Genomic DNA, 18,680 nt, shown 5'->3' with positions numbered 1-18,680 from the left:
CAACCGAGATGAGACCGTGAACGACTGGATCCCCGGGGCACCGCCGACACTGCTCGGCTTCCTCAGCCCTGGGCCGTTGCCGCTGCCACTGCTGCCAGTAGTGGCAGGCCTGCTCGCCGTCGCCTACCTGGCCGGCGCGGTGCGGCTGTGGTCGCTGGGGCGTCAGTGGCCGGTGTGGCGCACGGTCAGCTTCCTGCTCGGCTGCATCGTCCTCGCCGCGGTTACCGGGCTCGGAGTCGAGGGGTACGGGTACGCGCTGTTCTCGGTGTTTATGTTCCAGCAGCTCACCCTGATGATGGCAATCCCTCCGCTGCTGGTTCTCGGCTCTCCCGGCACGCTGTTGCTGCGCGCCACGCCCCACCACGGCGCCGGCCTCCTGATCCTCCGCGCGGCACATGCGGGGCTGCGCAGCCGGACCGCCCGGTGGCTGCTCAGCCCGTGGCTGGCGGTCCCGTTGTACCTGGCCGCGTTCTACGGTCTCTACCTGGCGAACTTCGCCGACCCGATCCTTGCCACCGTCACGGGCCACACTCTCCTCGAGGTCGGGTTCCTGGTTGCCGGGATGCTGTTCACGATCCCGATTCTGTCCTCAGACCCGCTCCCGGTGCGGATGAGCCACGGTGGACGCGCTCTGGATGTGTTCGCCGAAGCCGCCCTGCACGCGTTCTTCGGCGTGTTCCTGATGATGGCCACCAGCACCCTCGTGCAAGGGTTCGCCGGGCCGACGAGCGCGCTGGGAATGGACCCGATCGAAGACCAACGCCTCGCCGGTGGCCTGGCCTGGTCCTACGGCGAAGCTCCCACCCTGCTGATGCTCATCTACGTGATGCACCGCTGGTTCCGCGAGGACACCGCCCAGGCCGTCGCCGCCGACCGCCGCGCCGACGCTCACGGTGACCCCGAACTCGATGCATACAACGACTACCTGACCCGACTGCACCAGAAAGACACCTGACCGATGCCCACGACCCTGCCCCCTCCTGCCCCGGCTGCTGCGCCGGAGCGCGGGACGCCACAGCGTGCGCCGTCATGGTCGATGCCGCTCTGGGCGGCGGTAGCGGCGGCCGCCGCTGCCGGGGTCTTCCTGGATGTGGCGTCCGCGCCGGTCGGGTGGTGGCCACTGGCTTTCGTGAGCGTCACGGTCGCCCTGCTGAGCCTGATCGGCCGCAGCATCGGCGGTGCACTGCTGGTCGGCACCGTCTTCGGGACCGTGTTCTACACCGCCCACTTGGTATGGGTGGGGGAGTTCCTCGGCCCGGTGCCGTGGCTTGCCCTCGCCGGGCTGGAAGCGATCTTGTTCGGCGTAGGCGCGGTGCCGATCGCCCTCGCCTACCGGTGGACCGCACGTCACCGGCCACGCGGCGCCGTGCAGCTGCTCGCGGTGCCGCTGCTGGTCGGGGGGCTGTGGGCGGTACGCGAGGTGGTGATGGGAGCGTGGCCGTACTCCGGGTTCCCGTGGGCGCGGGTCGGGATGACGCAGGTCGGCGGGCCGTTCGTCGAGGTCGCGTCGTGGACGGGCGTGACCGGGTTGTCGTTCCTGATCGTGATGGTATGCGCCGCCGTGGTGCAGTGGCTGCGTGCGGGCGGGTTCCGATTCGCCCGCGGCCTGCTCCCCGTCGGCGTCGTCGCGGTTCTCCTGGCTGTGATGCCGCAGTTCCCCACCACCGCGGCCGGGGCATTCCGAGTCGGATGGGTGCAGGGCAACGGCCCGACCGGGTACTTCGACGTAAAAGCGCCTGGCGACGTCCTCGCCGCTCAGACATCAGCGACAAGCCCCTTGTACGGGCAGCCGATGGATCTGCTGGCCTGGCCGGAAGGCGGCGTCGACGCCGACCCGCTCAGCGACCCCGCCGCCGCGGCCGCACTGGACCGTGTCGTGAAGGCAGCGCGAGCACCGCTGCTGATGAACGCCGCCACAACCCGCGGCGGCGATGTCTTCAACACCTCGCTGCTGTGGACCGCAGATCCCGCGGACCGGCAGTGGCATGACAAGGTCAACCCGGTCCCGTTCGGAGAATACGTGCCCGACCGGTGGTTCTACGAACTGATCGTCCCTGACCTGGTCGGTCTGATCCAACGCGAATACACCCCCGGCAACAACCCCCCGCTCGTGCAGGTCGGAGACGTCGGTGTCGGGTTGGCGATCTGCTTCGACGTGATCTACGACACCGTCATCTGGGACGGCGCCCAGCAGGGTGCGCAAATGTTCGTGTTTCAGACCAACAACGCCGACTTCCGCGGCACCGACGAGAACCTGCAGCAACTCGCGTTCGCCCGCATGCGCGCCATCGAAACGGGTCGCGCCGTCGTTAACGTCTCGACGGTGGGCACCAGTCAGGTGATCGCCCCAGACGGCACCACCCTCGACAGCATCGGCGTCGACACCGCTGGCGCCGCGGTCAGCACTGTCCCGCTGCGCACGGGGCTCACCCCGTCAATCGTGCTCGGCCCCTGGCTCACCGGTTTCATCGTCCTCGCCTCCGGTGTTGCTCTCGCGGCGGCCGGCTTCTCCCACCGTGCCCGCACGCGGTCGGGCGACACGAATCATCCGACCGGCCGAAGGAGTCTTCGATGAACGCGGCGCGGACGGGACATGCCGGATACGAACACGACCACGGGCGCGCAACGCCACAAGTGGTCCCCACCAAGGCCGCGCGGGAAGATCCGCGGAGGGCAGAGGAATGCGGGTGCGCACCTACTCCCGCCGAGAGCCGAGAGCTGCGGGCAGGTGTCAGCCGACGCACCCTGCTGGGCGCGGGGACCGCTGGCCTGGTCGCCCCGATCGTGGCTGGCCCGTTGCTGCCCTCAGCGTTCGCGGCCACCTATCCGTCCTGGGACGACGTGCAGGCAGCCAAAGCGAACGAAGCGACCAAGGCTGCCGAGGTGCAGCGGATCCAGGGTTTCATCCAAAGCCTCACCGGCGAGGTGGCGCGCACCCGCACCGCCGCTGAGCAGGCCGCGGGTGCGTTCTACACCGCCCAGCAGGAGTACTTCGAGGCGGCCGTGCGAGCGGACACGCTGCAGTCCCAGGCCGACGCGGAAGCAGCCAACGCGACCGACGCGGCGAACAAAGCCGGCCGCGTTGCCGCACAGCTGTATCGAGACGGCGGCGACCAGACCTCTCTCGAGCTGTTCTTCTCGGGCTCCGCCGCCACCGCGGACGACCTGCTCACGCGGCTGGGCGTGATGGACAAACTGCTGGAACGCAACCAGAGGGTGTATGCCACCGCGATCACCGCGCGCGACGCTGCGCAGAGTTTGACCGATCAGGCGGTCGTGGCCAGAGATGAGCGCGACCGGCTGCAGGCGGTCGCGGAGCAGAAGATGTCCGAATCGCAGCAGGCCGCCGATGCCGCCCAAGCAGCCCTCGACGCCCAGACACTCAACCTTGGTCAACTGCAAGCCCAACTCGCCGCTCTCCAAGACACCACGGCGAAGACTATCGCCGATTATCAGGCCGGCGTCGAAGCTGCCCGCATCGCCGAGGAGCAACGCCGAGCGGCGGAACGAGCAGAGGCTGAACGTCTCGCCGCCGCAGGCAACGGAGGGGGAGTGGTCAGTTCCGGGTGGGCACGGCCCACATCCGGGCGCCGCACTTCGGATTTCGGGCCACGCAGCTCGCAATGCGGAAACGGATACTGCTCGACCAGCTACCACTACGGCGTCGACCTGAGCGGTGGCTGCAGCGCCGGGATCTACGCCGCCGCGGCCGGCACCGTCGTCTACGCCGGATACAACGGCGGCTACGGCAACTACATCAAAATCGACCACGGCGGCGGGATCGGCACCGGATACGCCCACATCCGCAACGGCGGGTTCAACGTGGGATACGGCCAGCGCGTGAACGCCGGCGACCTGATCGGCAGCGAAGGCAACACCGGAAACGCGTTCGGCTGCAACCTGCACTTCGAGGCCTACGTCAACGGGTCACCCGTCAACCCCATCAACTTCCTCGCCGACCGCGGCGTCTCCATCTAACCCGAAACGAAGGAGGACATCATGACTGACCAGCCCACATCACCAGGCGGCGATCACCCTCAGAGTGCCCCCACCAGGCGCAGCCTGCGCCACGCTGCACCCCTGCCACACACCAGCATCCTGACGCCACCGCTCCTACGGCGCACGACCGCAAGTAGGTCCGCTCCCCGCGGGTCCAATGTGCTCCGCCCGATGCGGTCCCTGGCGGTCCTCACGATGGTCACCGGCCTGGTCGCAACCGTCGCGCTACCCGCATACGCTGCCTGGCAGCCTGCGGACGCAGAGATCTCGACACTGCAGCAAGTTGCCTCGGACGACGCGCAATCCCTCGTCGTGGCCTCCGACTCAGCCGCAGGACAGCTCTCCCGAGAAAGCTACGCCGCAACCACACAGGCAGAGATCGACCAGAAGAAGGCGGCAGAAGCAGCCGCAGCCCGTGCCCGCGACTCAGCCCGCGTCGCCTCGGTGCCGTTCGACTACACCATGGTGAGCCCCGGCAGCGGGACCGTGCGCTGGCCGGTGGGCGGTCCCTTCACCGTGACCGACAGGTTCGGCGCTCGAGGCGGCGCGCACATGGGCACCGACATGGTCGCCGCCGGCGGTACCCCCGTCTACGCCTCCGTCGACGGCGTCGTGCGGATCTCGCAAGACAGCTACAACGCCTACGGCGTCACCGTCGTGCTGGAATCCGTTCTGAACGGGCAGCAGATCAGCACGGTGTACCCGCACATGCAGACCGGAAGCCGACAGGTCACCACCGGCCAGTCGGTCTCCGCCGGCCAGCTGGTCGGTCTCGTCGGCAGCACCGGGCGCTCCACCGCGAACCATCTGCACTTCGAGGTCTACCTCGACGGAACCGCTGTCGATTCGCTGGCCTGGCTGGAAGCGAACGCAGGCTGACCCATGCCCACGTATCTTCCACCCTCCACGCTCCTCCCCAGCCCGTGACCGCAACGAAGAAGAGGACGACCCTGCCATGACCGGACCCGACGCGCTCTCCCTCGACGGCATCTCGTTGCTGCTGGTATGGACGGCGATCGCCACCTACGTACTTGCGTTCATCGCCTACACCATCGACCTCGCCCAACGCTCCGTCCCCGCCAGCATCCCTCAGCGGGAGCCGCTCCTGGTCGGCGCCGCCGCAGCCGCGAGCTCACAGACGGGGACCACTCCGGCTGAGCCGCTCGACAGCATGCACACGCCTCCCTCGCAGCGGCAGCGGCTGATATGGGCGCGGATCGGGACGTCGCTGACGGTCCTCGCGTTCCTGTTCCACCTCGCTGGCACCATCCTGCGCGGAATCGCCGCCGAACGGGTGCCGTGGGCGAACATGTATGAATTCGCGCTGACGGGCACTGTCCTGATCGTCGCGGTGTACCTGGTGGTGCTCCGCCGCTTCGACCTCCGGTTCCTGGGCGCCTTCCTCATCGGTATGGTGGTGCTGCTCCTTGGCGGGGCGACGATCACGTTCTACGTCGACGTCGTCCCGCTGATGGACCCACTCAAGAGCGTGTGGCTGATCATCCACGTCTTCGTCGCCTCGCTCGCCACCGCCCTGTTCGCAATCGCATGCGGCCTCTCCATCACCCAGCTCATGCAAGCACGCCGTGAACGCCGCGCTCAGGCATCCTCGGAAACCGTCGGCCCCGGGTTCCTGCGCACGCTGCCCCCTGCCGACGCGCTCGAATCACTCGCCTACCGGTTCGCGATCGTGGGATTCGTGTTCTGGACATTCACTCTCATCGCAGGCTCGATCTGGGCGAACGACTCCTGGGGCCGCTACTGGGGCTTTGACACCAAGGAAGTGTGGACGTTCGTGATCTGGGTGCTCTACGCCGGCTACATCCACGCCCGCGCGACCAGGGGCTGGCGGGGCAGCCGCTCCGCCTGGCTGTCCATCATCGGGTTCGTCGCGGTGCTGTTCAACTTCACGATCGTCAACATGTTCTTCAAAGGACTGCACGCCTACTCCGGGCTCAGCTGACATGCGCTCCCACACTGAAGGCACCGACATGCCCCCGAGGCCTCCGACTCCCGGCGCCGCACATACAAGTCTCAACCCTGTTCTCAGGCGCAGAACGTGCCGACCATCACCGGGATGAAGGCCCGCACATTACGGGCAGTCGGACCGGCGATCCTCGGCACAGTCGCACTGGTCGTCATAGTCTGGGCGTTGGGGTTCGGCGGCGGTGCCGCGGAACTGTCGTTAGACGACGCCGGCCCGATCGCACGCTGGGGACTTCCCGTCGCAAAGCTGATCGTGAACCTCGCTGCCGCGGGTATGGTCGGCGTTCTCGTGACCGCGCTTTTCACGCTCCGCCCCGGTGAGCGCGAGTTCGACGTCGCCCTCGATACCGCCTCGATTTCCGCCGCCGTGTTCACCGTCGCGGCGGGCGCGACCGGGTTCCTCACGTTTCTCAGCGTGTTCAACCCCGCGCTCGACGCAGGACCGCAGTTCGGTGCGCAGCTCGGTCGGTTCCTCGTTGAGCTCGAGGTGGGCCGCACCTGGCTGATTACGACGGTTGCAGGCGCAGCACTGACCGTGCTCACCTTCGCCGTCCGGTCCTGGGTCAGCACGTTCGTCGTTGCGCTGCTCGCGGTCGCCTCGCTTGTGCCGATGGGCACACAGGGACACTCTGGCGATGACGCCTTCCACCACGAGGCGATGATGGCGCTCATTCTGCACATCATCGGCGCCGCGGTGTGGCTCGGCGGGCTGCTCCTGCTCATCGCCGTCCGTCCCGTCCTTGATCAGCGCCGCATCCCCGATGTCGTCGCCCGATACTCGAGCATCGCCCTTGCCACGTTCGTGCTCGTCGCCGTGTCCGGCACCGTTCGTGCGGCTATAGGACTGCAGGAGTGGTCTGCCCTACTCTCTCCCTATGGCGCGATCTTGGGCGTCAAAGTCATCGCGCTCATTGGGCTCGGCCTCCTCGGTGTGTGGTACCGCGCTCGCCTAGTCGGCAGGATGCGCGAATCTGGCGCAGCATCCCGCGCCTTCTGGACACTGATCGCCTTCGAGCTAGCGCTGATGGGTGCGGCCAGCGGCGCCGCGGCAGCGCTGGCACGCACCCCGCCTCCGAACCCAGCCCCACTTCCCGAGATCCCGACACCGGCAGAACGCCTCACCGGTGCACCGTTGCCCCCGGAGCTCACGATCGAACGGTGGGTCACCGCATGGAACGTTGACCTGTTGTGGGCGGTGGTCGCTGGCTTCGCGGTCTTCTTCTACCTCGCCGGGGTGTGGCGGTTGCGGCGCCGTGGCGACGCGTGGCCGGTCTACCGCACGATCCTCTGGATCGCGGGGATGGCACTGCTGGTGTGGGTCACCGGTGGTGTAATCAACGTCTACCAGGACTACCTGTTCAGCATGCACATGGTCGGGCACATGCTGCTCACGATGGCGATCCCGGTGCTGCTGGTGGCTGGAGCTCCGGTGACGCTCGCAGCCCGAGCGATCCGCAAGCGTGACGACGGCACCCGCGGCGGCCGTGAGTGGATCCTGTGGGCCGTGCACTCCCCAGCCGCGCGCGTGTTGACGAACCCATTTGTCGCGGCCGGCCTGTTCATCGGGTCGCTGTGGATCTTCTATTACACCGATCTCTTCCGGTGGTCGCTGTACGACCACCTCGGCCACCAATGGATGATCGCCCACTTCCTCATCACCGGCTACCTGTTCGTCCAATCATTGATCGGCATAGACCCGGTGCCGTGGCGGCTGCCATACGCCGGTCGGCTACTGCTGCTGATCGGAATCATGGCGATGCACGCCTTCTTCGGCATCGCCATCATGATGCAATCGGGGCTGATGGTCGCCGAGTGGTTCGGAGCGATGGGCCGCACCTGGGGAGCCACACCGCTGGAAGACCAGTACATCGGCGGCGGCATCGCCTGGTCGATCGGCGAGATCCCGACCCTCATCCTCGCGATCACCGTCGCGATCCAGTGGAGCCGTAGCGACGCACGCGAGACGAAGCGCCGCGACCGGCACGATGACCGCACCGGCGAAGCCGAACTGGATGCGTACAACGCACGCCTGCGCGAGCTCGCCATGCGCGACACCCGCGACCGCAAATGATCGCCTCATCGGAAGGATCTATTGAGATCCGCGCAGGAGGCGCTGCATGACAACAAGGGAACAGCTCGACGAACGCTACGGCCGCGCTTCGCACCCCGCCCGCCGCCGCGCGCGGTGGATCATCCTCACGGTTGCGGCCGCCGCGGCAGTCGTGGCGCTCTCATGGTTGACCGTCTCGAACTCCGATGACGATGTCGGATACGACGAGACCGGTTTCGAGCTGGTCGACGCACGCACTGTGACCGTGTCGTTCCAAGTCACCCCACCTTCGAACACAGCCTTCGCCTGCGCCATCAAAGCCCTGGACGAAGACTTCGGCGTCGTGGGTTGGCGAGTCGTGGAATACCCCGCGTCGGAGTCGGTGACGCGAGCGTTTCTGGAGACTATTCCGACTGTCGCCCAGGCCACGACCGGCACAGTCCACTCGTGCTGGGCCAGATAGCCGCTGCCAGAAAGGTCACCCTCAACGGAACGTTTCGGGCTCATAGGCTCTTGGAGATTCCTCCGACACGTAGATGTCGGGCACTCGCGCACGGGCAGGAGGATCATTGATGGATGATCATCGAAGTGCTTCATATCGACGACTGCCCGAGTTGGGGCGAGGCGGGCAACCGGCTGCGGGCGGCGTTGGACGCCACGGGGTTCGGTGACGCAAAGATCAACTATCGAGTCCTGAGGACGACCGACGAGGTTGCGGGGGTTCCGTTTGCGGGATCGCCCACAATCCTTCTAGACGGCGAGGATCTGTTCCCGGGCAGCGCACGCACCCCCGACCTCGCGTGCCGGGTCTACACCACCGAGAGGGGCCTCGCTGGGATGCCGTCGAACTCGCAGTTCATTGAGGCGTTGGCCCCCCATGGACGGTGATGCACTCGTCGAGTGCTCCTGCTGCGGCAGGAGCCTCTCCAGAAGAAAAGTCCACGCACTGAGCCGCCAAGCAGGTTTCCTATGCCGGCGGTGCGGCCTCTGGATCGCGCTAAGGCCACGCAGAGACGCGTCAGACTGGTGATATCTGTGTATGAACGTTGATGAGCAGGGGTGTGGATAACGCATCGCCAGCTCGTAGACGAAGCGCAGGACAGGCGATGATCAGCGTGGACACCGCGGCGGTGACCACGACCTCAATTCCGCCGACCAGACATCTAACGTCTTTGCCGTAGCGATCGCTGCCGCTCTTTCACTGCATCTAGTGCAATGACAAGTCGCACCAGTGCAACGAAAGGGCGATAAGTGCAACGAGAAGACGTTCCCGACAGCCGCCATGCATCCTCAGCGGCGGTTGCTGGTTGACGGGCCCGTGGCCCGCACGTATTCGGACCAGGTGCATTCGGCGGCGAGGCGCAAGGCGTCCTCGGGGAAGTACCCGATGAGCACTCGCTTTTCCGGGTCCTGGTCGTAGGTCACTGAGCGCAGCAGACGTCGGCCCCGAACGGTCACCATCCGGACGATCGCGATGCGTCGTGACTTGTCGAACATGAGCCACACTCCCGGTTCCGGCGTCCGCTCGAGCTGCGACAAGGGCGTCCAGTGCTGCACCACCCGCACAGCGTAGAAGCAGCGCCAGACACCCGCCCTACGTCTCCAGATAGGGCCGGCGACGGAGGCCGGCCATGGACGGGCGCTCACGCGCCCGACGCTCTGACACGTCCCTGCGGGCCGTTGTTCTGCCGGAAGCCTTCGGCATCGTACGGTCGGTGCAGCTGCACGCAAGCGGCTCCGCCGCCGCTCCGGCGAGACTTTCCGGACGCGGTCGCACCGCTCCCTCACATCGCCCGGAAACTCCCGCTCTCCACGCCCTCCGGGTTGCGTCCAACTTCCCCTCCCTGCTCGGCACATTCGTGCCTTCCGGCAAAACAACGGGAGGGGAAAGGGAACCGAAGATCATGAGCACCACCACCACCGGCACCATCGAGCACGTCGACCCCGCGACGCTGACGATCGCAACGAACGTCCGCACAGACGTCAATCTCGGGAAGGAGTTCACCGACTCGATCCGCGCGAACGGAGTCCTTCAGCCCATCGTCGCCACCCGCGACACCGAGGGCGCCCTCCACGTCCGATACGGACAGCGCCGCACCCGCGCCGCCCAGGAGGTCGGACTGAGCACCGTCCCGGTGTTCATCGTCGACGCCAACGACGAAGACACCGCCAGCCGCATCATCGAGCAGTTGGTCGAGAACGAGCACCGCGACGCCCTGCGCGACCACGAACGCGTCGAGGCGTGGAAGCAGCTGGAAATCGAAGGACTCAGCGTTGCCCAGATCGCCAAGCGCACCGGCACCACCCGCGACACCATCAAGACCGGCCTTGCCGTGGCGGCATCCGTCACCGGAACCGAGTTGGTCGCTGACGGCACCCTCACACTCGACCAGGCCGCGACCCTCATCGAATTCGAGGGCGACCCCGAGGTCATGGAATCCCTCACCCAGACCGCGCTGGATGAGCCCGCCTACTTCCCCGTGGCTGTCGAGCGTGCCCGCCGTGAGGCCAAGGCCAACGCCACCCGTGCCGCCGTCGCGGAAGCAGAAGCCGCCAAGGGATACACGATCCTCGAAGACCGCCCCTACACCGACCCCGCCTACGTGAACCTGCACCACCTCCGCACTGCCGAGGGGGAGCCGGTCACCCCCGAGGACGTCGACGGGAAAACCGGCGTCGCCGTCTACATCGCCGTGTGGGGCGAAGACGACGCCCACCTGTCGTACTTCCTCACCGACCACGAAGCCCACGGGTACACCCTCGCCGCCCACTACACCGCCCCGACCCCGGCACAGTCCGGCCCGATGACGGACGAGCAGAAAGCCGAACGGAAGACCCTGATCGCCAACAACAAGGAGTGGGATGCCGCCGAAACCGTCCGCCGCGAATGGCTCGCCACACTCCTGACCCGTAAGACGCTCCCCAAGAACGCGCAGACGGTCATCGCGACCAGCCTCGCCACCGCCGGGGGAGTGATCGCCCAAGCCCTCGGCCACAGGAACGCCGTCGCCGCGAGCATCCTCGGCATCACGGACGGATACGGATCGGCCCGGATCGCGGACTACCTCACCGCGCACCTCGCCCGCGCCGCGCACGTCACCCTCGCACTCGTTCTCGGCGGCATCGAAGAGAGCACCAGCCGGTGGAGTTGGCGGAACCCCGAGGCGCGCACCGCGGCCTACCTCAACACCCTCGCCGCGTGGGGATACACCCTCACCCCCGTCGAGCGCATCGCCGCGATGCTCCCCACCCAGAACACCGACACCGACGCCCAGACCGAGGACTGACCCCGCAGGCACCCCGGCCACCGGGCCGGGGTGCCACACCGGGCGACGGAGGCCGGCGGGTCGGCACGGAGGCCGACCTTTCGACGGGCGCTCACGCGCCCGGCTCTGACACGTCCCGACGCACTCTGTCCGTTGGGCGGGTGAGCGCCCCGAGCGCATATCCCGGTCGCGTGGGTGTGTTCTTCACCTTCTGTGCTGGCTACAGGCCAAAAGGGTAGAGGTTGCATTCCCCGGCGAGCTTTTTAGTATTGGACTGAGAGTCCAACGGCGGAGATCTGTCGGCTAATAGGCAACGGAGCAAGGAGATGTAATGACGCAACATTCAGGGCCCGGCGGAGCGCGAAGGCGCTTTGTGGCGGTCGGCAGTGCAGCGCTTCTCGTGCTTGGCTTGATTTCGGCCGGCGGAAGTGGCGCGGTTGCCGCGACGGGGGACATCTTCGATCCGGACGTCATCTTGGGACAAGTCGAAGACAAACTTGCACAAGCACCAGCGATCGATATTGATCAGTCAGAGCTGACAGTCTCACCCATCCAGGGAGCAGATCGGCGTGGCGTCGGAAGCGAAGTGGAGGGCTTGAAAGTCAGCTCATCTGCCAGCGAGAGCATGACATCGGCCGCTGCCGAAACGGGTGCTCGCATCTCGGATGGAATCCAAATCTCGGCGTCCTTCGCGACCGAGGTTGTTGCCCGGACGAGTGACACGATTGTGGCAGAGACGATCCATGACAATTTGGCGCTCTACGTTCAGCCGACGGCTGGGGGCGTTCGCCTGATGACCGTGCTGGCGGATCGGGAAGGGCCATCGACGTTTACCTACGACTTCTCCGTACCTGATGGCACGACGGCTAAGTCTGGGCGTGACGGCGGACTGAACCTACTCGATAGCGAAGGGCGTTCAGTCGGCTCGATTCGCGCGCCCTGGGCGCAGGACGCAAACGGACGGGAGCTGTCTACAGCCTACGAATGGCGCGATGGCGCTCTTACCCAGCGTGTTGACCTGTCAGATCCGAGCATTGTCTTCCCGGTTGTAGCCGATCCCGCGTGGGATTACACCGTCGGTTGGCTTATCGAGACCAAAACGGTTTCGACGGTGCGGAGCATGCTCTATGACTGCTTCAACTGCTACTTCCCGGTCGCGGGGGCGCCCGCCGCTTTCCCGACATACAATCAGTTCCTTCCGCTTGAAGTTGGACCCATCCCTGGGGTTCTTGGCTGGAACTTCAACTGCTACATGGATGGAACCTCGTATTACAACGAGGGTGGCGGGATGGCCTGGTTCTCGTACTGGTTCAGGGCGGCGGCAAGTCACGTGGACGGGGCGGGCTCGACCATTACCTTCAACTTCAACCCTGCGTGGAACCCGAGCAACCCGAGTAAGAAGTTCACTGAACTAGTGGTTTACGCCTACATCATGAACGAGAACCCTATGGGAATAGGACAGCCGGCCTATACCGCCGGCGCATGGTACAACTGGGGAGCTTTCGCCGGCAACCTGCGAACTGGGTGAGGTCCAAAGATATGCGCTTTGCAACGACGGATTCGACGCGGACCCCTGCCGCAATTGCGAGGGGGGCGTGGCTCCCGCCCGCGCTCGCCTTGCTCGTTGGATCCGTCGTTGCGCTGTTCCTCCCGTTCGGTGTCGGTGTGATTATTGCCACCATCTTTCCGACGTGCGTGATCGCGGTGATACTCGGTCTGGTCGTGATGTTCGGTGTGCTTCGGTGGCGACCGGCCCGAAGCGGAGAGATCGTTGCGTACTCCGGGGCCTGGCTTGTTGCGGCGATTCTCACGACGGTGTTCGGAAGGCTAGTGCTCTACTCCACCGGCATCTCGGTAAGTCCGATGCCGCCGCTTCGACGGGTGCTTCTGGATCTCGCCGCGGCCGCGCCCACGAGCGTCACTCTCGTGGCGGTGATGGTGATCGCGACGATCGTGATTACGCCCAAGCCGACCAGCGCTCACTCCGACCACTGACCATCCTGGGTTCGACCGGGCGAATAGCTGTCAGGTTTTTGTTTTGCCGCCTCGTATTTGAGGTAGGTCGTCGGCCACGGAAACACCGTCGCCGCGAGCATCCTCGGCATCACGGACGGATACGGATCGGCCCGGATCGCGGACTACCTCACCGCGCACCTCGCCCGCGCCGCGCACGTCACCCTCGCACTCGTTCTCGGCGGCATCGAAGAGAGCACCAGCCGGTGGAGTTGGCGGAACCCCGAGGCGCGCACCGCGGCCTACCTCAACACCCTCGCCGCGTGGGGATACACCCTCACCCCCGTCGAGCGCATCGCCGCGATGCTCCCCACCCAGAACACCGACACCGACGCCCAGACCGAGGACTGACCCCGCAGGCACCCCGGCCACCGGGCCGGGGTGCCACACCGGGCGACGGAGGCCGGCGGGTCGGGACGGACGTCACTCCTTCGGGTTGTCAGTCGAACGCCGACGTGTCTCGCACGTAGCAGGCGAGGGTCGACGTCGCGAGCATGACCGCGATGACTGCATTGATGCGGTTGTACTGCCGACGGGTAGCTGCGTGAGCGGTGATGTTCCGGTGGAAGGACGAGCCCCGATGGTCCAGCTCGAACCGGCCTGCCATCGACGCGTTGACCGCGAGAAGCGACAGCGCAATCCTCCACCCGTGCCCGACAAGCCAGTCCTGCCTCTCAGGATCCAGGATGGAGCCCTTGTTCAGCTGCAGTTCTGACGCGCTGTACTGCGAGACGGTGGTGTCCAGCACGTTCGTCGCGAGGGCTTGGCCGGCTTCGGTGTGACCGTCGCGTATCGCTCGAATCGCGGACCGGACCATATCAGCCAGAAAGAACGCGCGCGGCGCCGGCAGCTCGCCCGCGATCTCCTCGCAGTCGTTGAGAATCCCTCGCCAGTTGTTGCTGATGACGCGACGTCGCGCTGCTCGATCTTGCGCGTCGAGCAGCCGCTGGATGACCGTGGCGTTCGGTACCCACCCGAGAGGGATGCCATCTTCCAGAATGCCGCGGACGTCGTTCTCGGCGTCGTCGGGGTCGAGTTCAACGTCGAGCCAATTGGGTGGAACGGGCCTCGACCTCAGGCCACGAATGAGCCCGTCAACGTCGAGCCCTAGGAGAATCGACGGAATCGGGAGGAGCAAACCAAAGTCCGGCATCTCCACACGAGGTATGAACGACTCGTAGATGCTGCTTGGAAGCAGGCCGCTCGCGACGCCAGTCAGTCCAAATATGTCTGGCACGTTCTCGATCCACGCCGTTGCGCCGATCGCTGACGAAATCACACGCTGGGTCTGAGCGGCGATCAATGCCGAGCTGTCGAAGAGCCCCGATTGAGAAGCCATCACTCGCGTCGCATCGTTCACAATCGGGGATAGGGACACCGAGAGGCCCATCGCCTCCCATTGCGGCGCCATCGACGCCGTGATCGATTCCATGAACTCTGGCGAGAAGAAGCCTCCGGTCGACAGTCCTGTGAGTTCGCTGATGTTTAGCGGCTCGATGACGTCCTCGAGCCGTCCGGAGGTCGCCAGTGAAGAGCCCTGCGCACTATCCGTGCGCTCGGTTACGCCTTTCGCGGTCTCTTCGAGGGAGACGTCGGCGTCGGGTTCTGGGGCGGGTTCGACTGACACGATGATTACGCAACCACACCTCGCCGACACCGCACTTCTCGCCACCCCGAACCGTCGCGTTGCTCGTATGCAAGCTCAGCAAAGGGTCTGTGGGTCCATCCTTCGCACGGAGGCCGACCTTTGGACGAGCGCTGACGCGCCCGCGTCTGTTCACGTCCCTGCGGGCCGTTGTTCTGCCGTGGAGCCTTCGGCATCGTACGGGTGCTCGAGCTGCACGCAAGCGGCTCCGCCGCCGCTCCGGCGAGACTTTCCGGACGCGGTCGCTCACGCTCCCTCACATCGCCCGGAAACTCTCGCGCTGCGCGCCCTCCGGGTGGCGTTTCGCGCGATCCCCCTGCTCGGCACATTCGTGCCTCCACGGCAAAACAACGAGGAGGGGAAAGGGAACCGAACACCATGAACATCGTCTCTGCCAGCACCGACGGCCAGTTCCTCAGCATGATCCCGGCGTTGCTCGGACACACCCCGACGCACTCTGTCGTCGTCATCCCGTTCGCGAACGGTCGCACCAAGGGAGCGATGCGGATCGACCTGCCCGACACCGCCCGAGTCGACGCGGTCGCGCGGATGGCTACCGGCGCGATGTGCAAGGTCGAGGACGCGGATGCATTCGCCGTCGCCGTGTACACCGACGCCCCCGCCGATGCCGCGATCGCGGAACGGTTCACCCACTACGCCACCGTGTGCGGCCTCCGCCTCATGGGCGCGTTCTGCGTCACCGGGAACGCGTGGGGCACCATCGGCGCCGACACCGCCCCCGAGCCGCTCCCCGACACCCCCGCGGGCCTTCCCACCGTCGAGGGGGATCAGCACCACGGCGCACGCCTGCCCGACGTGGACCCCGCCGACCGCGACCTGATGCTCGCCGCGATGGTTCGCACCGACCCCGAAGGCCTCGACTACGCGCGCATTCTCGACGCGGCCGAACACGCCGCCACCAGCGACACCCTCACCGACGAGGACCGCGCGATCCTCGCCGTCACCATGACCCGCCCCGCGCTCCGCGACGTCGCTCTCGTGTCGTGGGCAACGGACCGATTCACCGGCGACCGCGCCGCCGACGCACAAAACGAGTGGGAGAACGGCGCGGAGTACCCGCAGGAACTCGCCGCGATCATCTGGGGCGACGCACCCCGCCCCGACAGCACCCGCCTCACCCGCGCGCTGGAGGCCGCGCGCCGTATCGCCGCGACCGTCCCCGACGAGATCAAACCCGGACCCCTCGCCGTAGCCGCATGGTTGTCATGGGCGCTCGGACGCTCCACCCACGCCGACGCGTACGCCGTCCAGGCCGAGAACATCGACCCCGAACACGGATTCGCGTGCATTGTCCGCCAGTTCGTCCAGGCCGGACACACCCCCGACTGGGCCTACCGGTCGTAAAGGGGGGAGGCGGGCCCTACGGGGCCCGCGCACCCCGGCCGCCCCGGGCCGGGGTGCCCCCGGCGACGGAGGCCGGGGAGCTGGCTAGCGACGGCCAGCGCCGGAGAATCGAAGCGCTCACGTGCCCGGTTGCGGCATCTGCTTTGTCGCGTCAGAGTGGAGCACATGACCAGTTCGCAGGTACGTGCACGAATCGTTGATCCGCGTACTGCGGACCAGGAAATTGATGATCCGGTTTACCGGGTCTATTTTGTGGAGAGCGACGGTGCCACGGAGGAATGGCAACTGTCGAACGTGGAGACGGTAGAAGAGGCGCTGAGCTGGGCCCGAGAGGACGGCCGCCGCTTCGATCTCTACGCGGAGTACCCGGTGACTGCCACGGGAACCGGCCTTGTTCGCCTGGCAAAAGCTACCTCAAAGAACAATTGACCCCTACTGGACAGGAGGCATCGCGGTTTCGTTACGGCACCCAGAGAAACTGCGATGCTGCATTCGGAATGTTGAACGGCAGCAGCGGTGCGGATGCCGCCGCTGACGCCGAGCCCCGGAAGTAGGCACCTCGACTGATGCGAGTTCCGCTACCTTCGCGGGGTACATACCACGTCTGTCGGGGTCCGAAGACCGTGGAACTGTTGACGGTGACATTGTTGACGTAGTTCGACTCGGCAACGATCCGCAAGGTGGGAATGCTGTTGGCAGAAGTCTTTCCCAGAAGGCCCTGCACTCGGATCGGAATCGTGCTCACCGGGCCCTTGCAAGCGACTCTAGGTTTTGCGATCACGCTCTGCGAACCCGACGACCAGTGAGGATTGTCAACTGTCAGGATGCAGGTGTACGAGGCTGTGGCGGCGATCGTGATCCTCTCCCCGTCAGGCCCCCGATACTGACCAGCCTGGATCGTGAACTCGGCGACCGATGCGGAACCGTCTGGATTGGCCATCGCATCCAGCGCGGGATACTCAGGTAGTTGATCGATTGGGATTTCATCTGCCGAAGCGGATGTGCCGATGCCGAGAGATGCGGCGAGCAGGACACCTACAGTGAGTGCGACTGCGACTTTTTTGCGACGATCATGCGTTTTTGTCATGGCCAGTGTTGCTCCTAGATTGGGCGACGAGTCCTTTTCTCGCCTGCTCGGCTCAAATTAGCCGCCGAGGGGGCAGGAGTATGTAGGCCGAAAAGCCGACAGCGGATCGTGGACGGGCCCCGCTATAGTTCGTCCCTTCCGGGCCGATCCTCCACGAGACCAGTCACCAAGGAATCGTCTCCGCCCGACGTCACCAGCGGTGTTGGCGGCAGGACCGTGATGCCGGCACGGAAGCCGGCCATTGACGGGCGCTACACGCCCGACGCTCTGACATGTCCCTACGGGCCGTTGTTCTGCTGGAAGCCTTCGGCATCGTACGGGTGCTCGAGCTGCACGCAAGCGGCTGCGCCGCCGCTGCGGCAGACGATCCCGGACGCGGTCGCTGCGCTCTCTTATTTCGCCCGAAATCGCCCGCCTCGCGCCCTCCGGGTGGCGTTTCGCGCGATCTCCCTGCTTGGCACATTCGTGCCTTCAGGCAGAACAACGGGAGGGGAAAGGGAAACCATGAGCACCGTCACCGAGATCACCGCCGCCACGCACCCCGACGTGTTCGCGCGGATCACCCGGCTCGACACCCCGCCCGCGAGCATGTGGGCCGTGGGTAACGTCGACCTCCTCAGCGACAGCGCCCCGCGCGTCATGGTCACCGGCGCCCGCGCGTGCACCGCCTACGGGGAACACATCACCGGCGAGCTCGTGACCGGAATGCGTCGCGACGTGACCCTCGTCACCGGCCTCGCCTACGGCGTCGAGGGGGCCGCGGTGCGCGCCGCCCTGGCATCCGGTCGTCCTCTGATCGTCGTTTCCGCGAGCGGACTGGACCGCCCCTACCCCCTCGCTCACGCCGATATGCACCGCCGCGTCATCGACGCCGGGGGAGTGGTCATCAGCAGCGCCCCCATCGGTGCGGTCCCGACCCGTCACCGGTTCCTCGAGCGCGGACGCATCGCCGCGGCCCTGGCCGATGCCGTCATCATCACCGAAGCCGGACCCCGCTCCGGTGCACTGCACATCGCCGCGACCGCTCACGACCTCGGCATCCCCCGCGGTGCCGTCCCCGGACCCATCACCAGCCCCGCCAGTATGGGCGCGAACGTGATGCTCAGCGAGGGCGCGCACGTCATCACCAGCGCCGACAGCATCGACGCCCTCGTGCCCGCGGTGGCCGTCGCGTGAGACACGGCACGGGCACCCCGGCCACCGGGCCGGGGTGCCACGCCGGCGACGGAGGCCGGCGGGTCGGCCCCGGGGGCCACCTTTCTACCGGCG

General features: G+C 66.3%; 17 protein-coding genes. 14 read left to right on the top strand and 3 right to left on the bottom strand.

Annotated elements, in window-relative coordinates; translation table 11 throughout:
* The first annotated feature begins 16 nt into the window (after positions 1-16).
* The 8 genes from ABXJ56_RS15415 (at position 17) to ABXJ56_RS15380 (ending at position 8,923) form a co-directional block, all read left to right on the top strand.
* On the top strand, positions 17-955 hold the full coding sequence (locus ABXJ56_RS15415; protein WP_231718064.1) for a cytochrome c oxidase assembly protein: 939 nt from the start codon (positions 17-19) through the stop codon (positions 953-955).
* Between the two features lie 3 nt (positions 956-958).
* Complete coding sequence (gene lnt, locus ABXJ56_RS15410) at positions 959-2,575, top strand: apolipoprotein N-acyltransferase (protein ID WP_082334823.1); 1,617 nt, start codon at positions 959-961, stop codon at positions 2,573-2,575.
* Positions 2,572-3,978, top strand: a complete 1,407-nt coding sequence (locus tag ABXJ56_RS15405) for a M23 family metallopeptidase (RefSeq protein ID WP_301135775.1) — start codon at positions 2,572-2,574, stop codon at positions 3,976-3,978. Before lnt ends, ABXJ56_RS15405 begins: the two co-directional genes overlap by 4 nt.
* Positions 3,979-4,194: 216 nt before the next feature.
* Positions 4,195-4,878 carry a M23 family metallopeptidase gene (locus ABXJ56_RS15400; protein ID WP_231718065.1) on the top strand — a complete coding sequence of 228 codons (684 nt, stop codon included), beginning with the start codon at positions 4,195-4,197 and terminating at the stop codon, positions 4,876-4,878.
* Positions 4,879-4,954: 76 nt separating this feature from the next.
* Positions 4,955-5,962 carry a c-type cytochrome biogenesis protein CcsB gene (gene ccsB, locus ABXJ56_RS15395; RefSeq protein WP_053549028.1) on the top strand — a complete coding sequence of 336 codons (1,008 nt, stop codon included), beginning with the start codon at positions 4,955-4,957 and terminating at the stop codon, positions 5,960-5,962.
* 114 nt (positions 5,963-6,076) lie between these two features.
* A complete protein-coding gene (locus ABXJ56_RS15390; protein ID WP_354000688.1) occupies positions 6,077-8,056 on the top strand; it encodes a cytochrome c oxidase assembly protein in 1,980 nt (659 codons plus the stop codon).
* A 46-nt stretch (positions 8,057-8,102) separates the two neighbouring features.
* The gene (locus ABXJ56_RS15385; RefSeq protein ID WP_053549031.1) at positions 8,103-8,498 is read left to right on the top strand and encodes a DUF4307 domain-containing protein; all 396 of its coding nucleotides are present in this window, start codon (positions 8,103-8,105) and stop codon (positions 8,496-8,498) included.
* 113 nt (positions 8,499-8,611) lie between these two features.
* Positions 8,612-8,923 carry a hypothetical protein gene (locus ABXJ56_RS15380; protein ID WP_053549032.1) on the top strand — a complete coding sequence of 104 codons (312 nt, stop codon included), beginning with the start codon at positions 8,612-8,614 and terminating at the stop codon, positions 8,921-8,923.
* 402 nt (positions 8,924-9,325) lie between these two features.
* On the opposite strand, the gene ABXJ56_RS15375 is transcribed toward ABXJ56_RS15380, so the two are convergent.
* Positions 9,326-9,595, bottom strand: coding sequence for a hypothetical protein (locus ABXJ56_RS15375; protein ID WP_354000618.1), 270 nt, complete (start codon positions 9,593-9,595; stop codon positions 9,326-9,328).
* Between the two features lie 344 nt (positions 9,596-9,939).
* Between ABXJ56_RS15375 and ABXJ56_RS15370 the strand changes: the two genes are divergently transcribed.
* From ABXJ56_RS15370 to ABXJ56_RS15360, 3 genes are all read left to right on the top strand, one after another.
* Positions 9,940-11,322, top strand: a complete 1,383-nt coding sequence (locus ABXJ56_RS15370; RefSeq protein ID WP_354000617.1) for a ParB/RepB/Spo0J family partition protein — start codon at positions 9,940-9,942, stop codon at positions 11,320-11,322.
* A 352-nt stretch (positions 11,323-11,674) separates the two neighbouring features.
* Positions 11,675-12,829 (top strand): hypothetical protein, encoded by a 1,155-nt coding sequence (locus ABXJ56_RS15365; protein ID WP_354000616.1) that lies wholly within the window; start codon positions 11,675-11,677, stop codon positions 12,827-12,829.
* Between the two features lie 11 nt (positions 12,830-12,840).
* On the top strand, positions 12,841-13,296 hold the full coding sequence (locus tag ABXJ56_RS15360; RefSeq protein WP_354000615.1) for a hypothetical protein: 456 nt from the start codon (positions 12,841-12,843) through the stop codon (positions 13,294-13,296).
* 457 nt (positions 13,297-13,753) lie between these two features.
* Here the strand turns inward: ABXJ56_RS15360 and ABXJ56_RS15355 are convergent, their stop codons facing one another.
* Positions 13,754-14,941, bottom strand: a complete 1,188-nt coding sequence (locus ABXJ56_RS15355) for a hypothetical protein (protein WP_354000614.1) — start codon at positions 14,939-14,941, stop codon at positions 13,754-13,756.
* Positions 14,942-15,337: 396 nt separating this feature from the next.
* Here ABXJ56_RS15355 and ABXJ56_RS15350 point away from each other — a divergent pair, with 396 nt between their 5' ends.
* Complete coding sequence (locus ABXJ56_RS15350; RefSeq protein WP_354000613.1) at positions 15,338-16,324, top strand: DUF4192 family protein; 987 nt, start codon at positions 15,338-15,340, stop codon at positions 16,322-16,324.
* Between the two features lie 165 nt (positions 16,325-16,489).
* Positions 16,490-16,753, top strand: a complete 264-nt coding sequence (locus ABXJ56_RS15345) for a hypothetical protein (protein WP_354000612.1) — start codon at positions 16,490-16,492, stop codon at positions 16,751-16,753.
* A 31-nt stretch (positions 16,754-16,784) separates the two neighbouring features.
* Here the strand turns inward: ABXJ56_RS15345 and ABXJ56_RS15340 are convergent, their stop codons facing one another.
* A complete protein-coding gene (locus tag ABXJ56_RS15340) occupies positions 16,785-17,411 on the bottom strand; it encodes a hypothetical protein (RefSeq protein ID WP_354000611.1) in 627 nt (208 codons plus the stop codon).
* Between the two features lie 504 nt (positions 17,412-17,915).
* Here ABXJ56_RS15340 and ABXJ56_RS15335 point away from each other — a divergent pair.
* The gene (locus tag ABXJ56_RS15335) at positions 17,916-18,587 is read left to right on the top strand and encodes a DNA-processing protein DprA (RefSeq protein WP_354000610.1); all 672 of its coding nucleotides are present in this window, start codon (positions 17,916-17,918) and stop codon (positions 18,585-18,587) included.
* Positions 18,588-18,680: the final 93 nt, after the last annotated feature.

Origin of the sequence: Microbacterium aurantiacum (assembly GCF_040532595.1) — a bacterium.
GTDB classification, from domain to species: Bacteria; Actinomycetota; Actinomycetes; order Actinomycetales; family Microbacteriaceae; genus Microbacterium; species Microbacterium chocolatum_B.
The sequence above is the reverse complement of the archived record's forward strand: the minus strand, read 5'-3'. Positions and strand labels throughout refer to the sequence as shown.

What these genes read in the sequence shown, in the direction of transcription:
- ccsB (WP_053549028.1), top strand. Translation starts at nt 4,955, where the DNA reads ATGACCGGACCCGACGCGCTCTCCCTCGACGGCATCTCGTTGCTGCTG.
- ABXJ56_RS15350 (WP_354000613.1), top strand. Translation starts at nt 15,338, where the DNA reads ATGAACATCGTCTCTGCCAGCACCGACGGCCAGTTCCTCAGCATGATC.
- ABXJ56_RS15385 (WP_053549031.1), top strand. Translation starts at nt 8,103, where the DNA reads ATGACAACAAGGGAACAGCTCGACGAACGCTACGGCCGCGCTTCGCAC.
- ABXJ56_RS15390 (WP_354000688.1), top strand. Translation starts at nt 6,077, where the DNA reads ATGAAGGCCCGCACATTACGGGCAGTCGGACCGGCGATCCTCGGCACA.
- ABXJ56_RS15360 (WP_354000615.1), top strand. Translation starts at nt 12,841, where the DNA reads ATGCGCTTTGCAACGACGGATTCGACGCGGACCCCTGCCGCAATTGCG.
- ABXJ56_RS15335 (WP_354000610.1), top strand. Translation starts at nt 17,916, where the DNA reads ATGAGCACCGTCACCGAGATCACCGCCGCCACGCACCCCGACGTGTTC.
- lnt (WP_082334823.1), top strand. Translation starts at nt 959, where the DNA reads ATGCCCACGACCCTGCCCCCTCCTGCCCCGGCTGCTGCGCCGGAGCGC.
- ABXJ56_RS15345 (WP_354000612.1), top strand. Translation starts at nt 16,490, where the DNA reads ATGACCAGTTCGCAGGTACGTGCACGAATCGTTGATCCGCGTACTGCG.
- ABXJ56_RS15340 (WP_354000611.1), bottom strand. Translation starts at nt 17,411, where the DNA reads ATGACAAAAACGCATGATCGTCGCAAAAAAGTCGCAGTCGCACTCACT.
- ABXJ56_RS15370 (WP_354000617.1), top strand. Translation starts at nt 9,940, where the DNA reads ATGAGCACCACCACCACCGGCACCATCGAGCACGTCGACCCCGCGACG.
- ABXJ56_RS15400 (WP_231718065.1), top strand. Translation starts at nt 4,195, where the DNA reads ATGGTCACCGGCCTGGTCGCAACCGTCGCGCTACCCGCATACGCTGCC.
- ABXJ56_RS15380 (WP_053549032.1), top strand. Translation starts at nt 8,612, where the DNA reads ATGATCATCGAAGTGCTTCATATCGACGACTGCCCGAGTTGGGGCGAG.
- ABXJ56_RS15405 (WP_301135775.1), top strand. Translation starts at nt 2,572, where the DNA reads ATGAACGCGGCGCGGACGGGACATGCCGGATACGAACACGACCACGGG.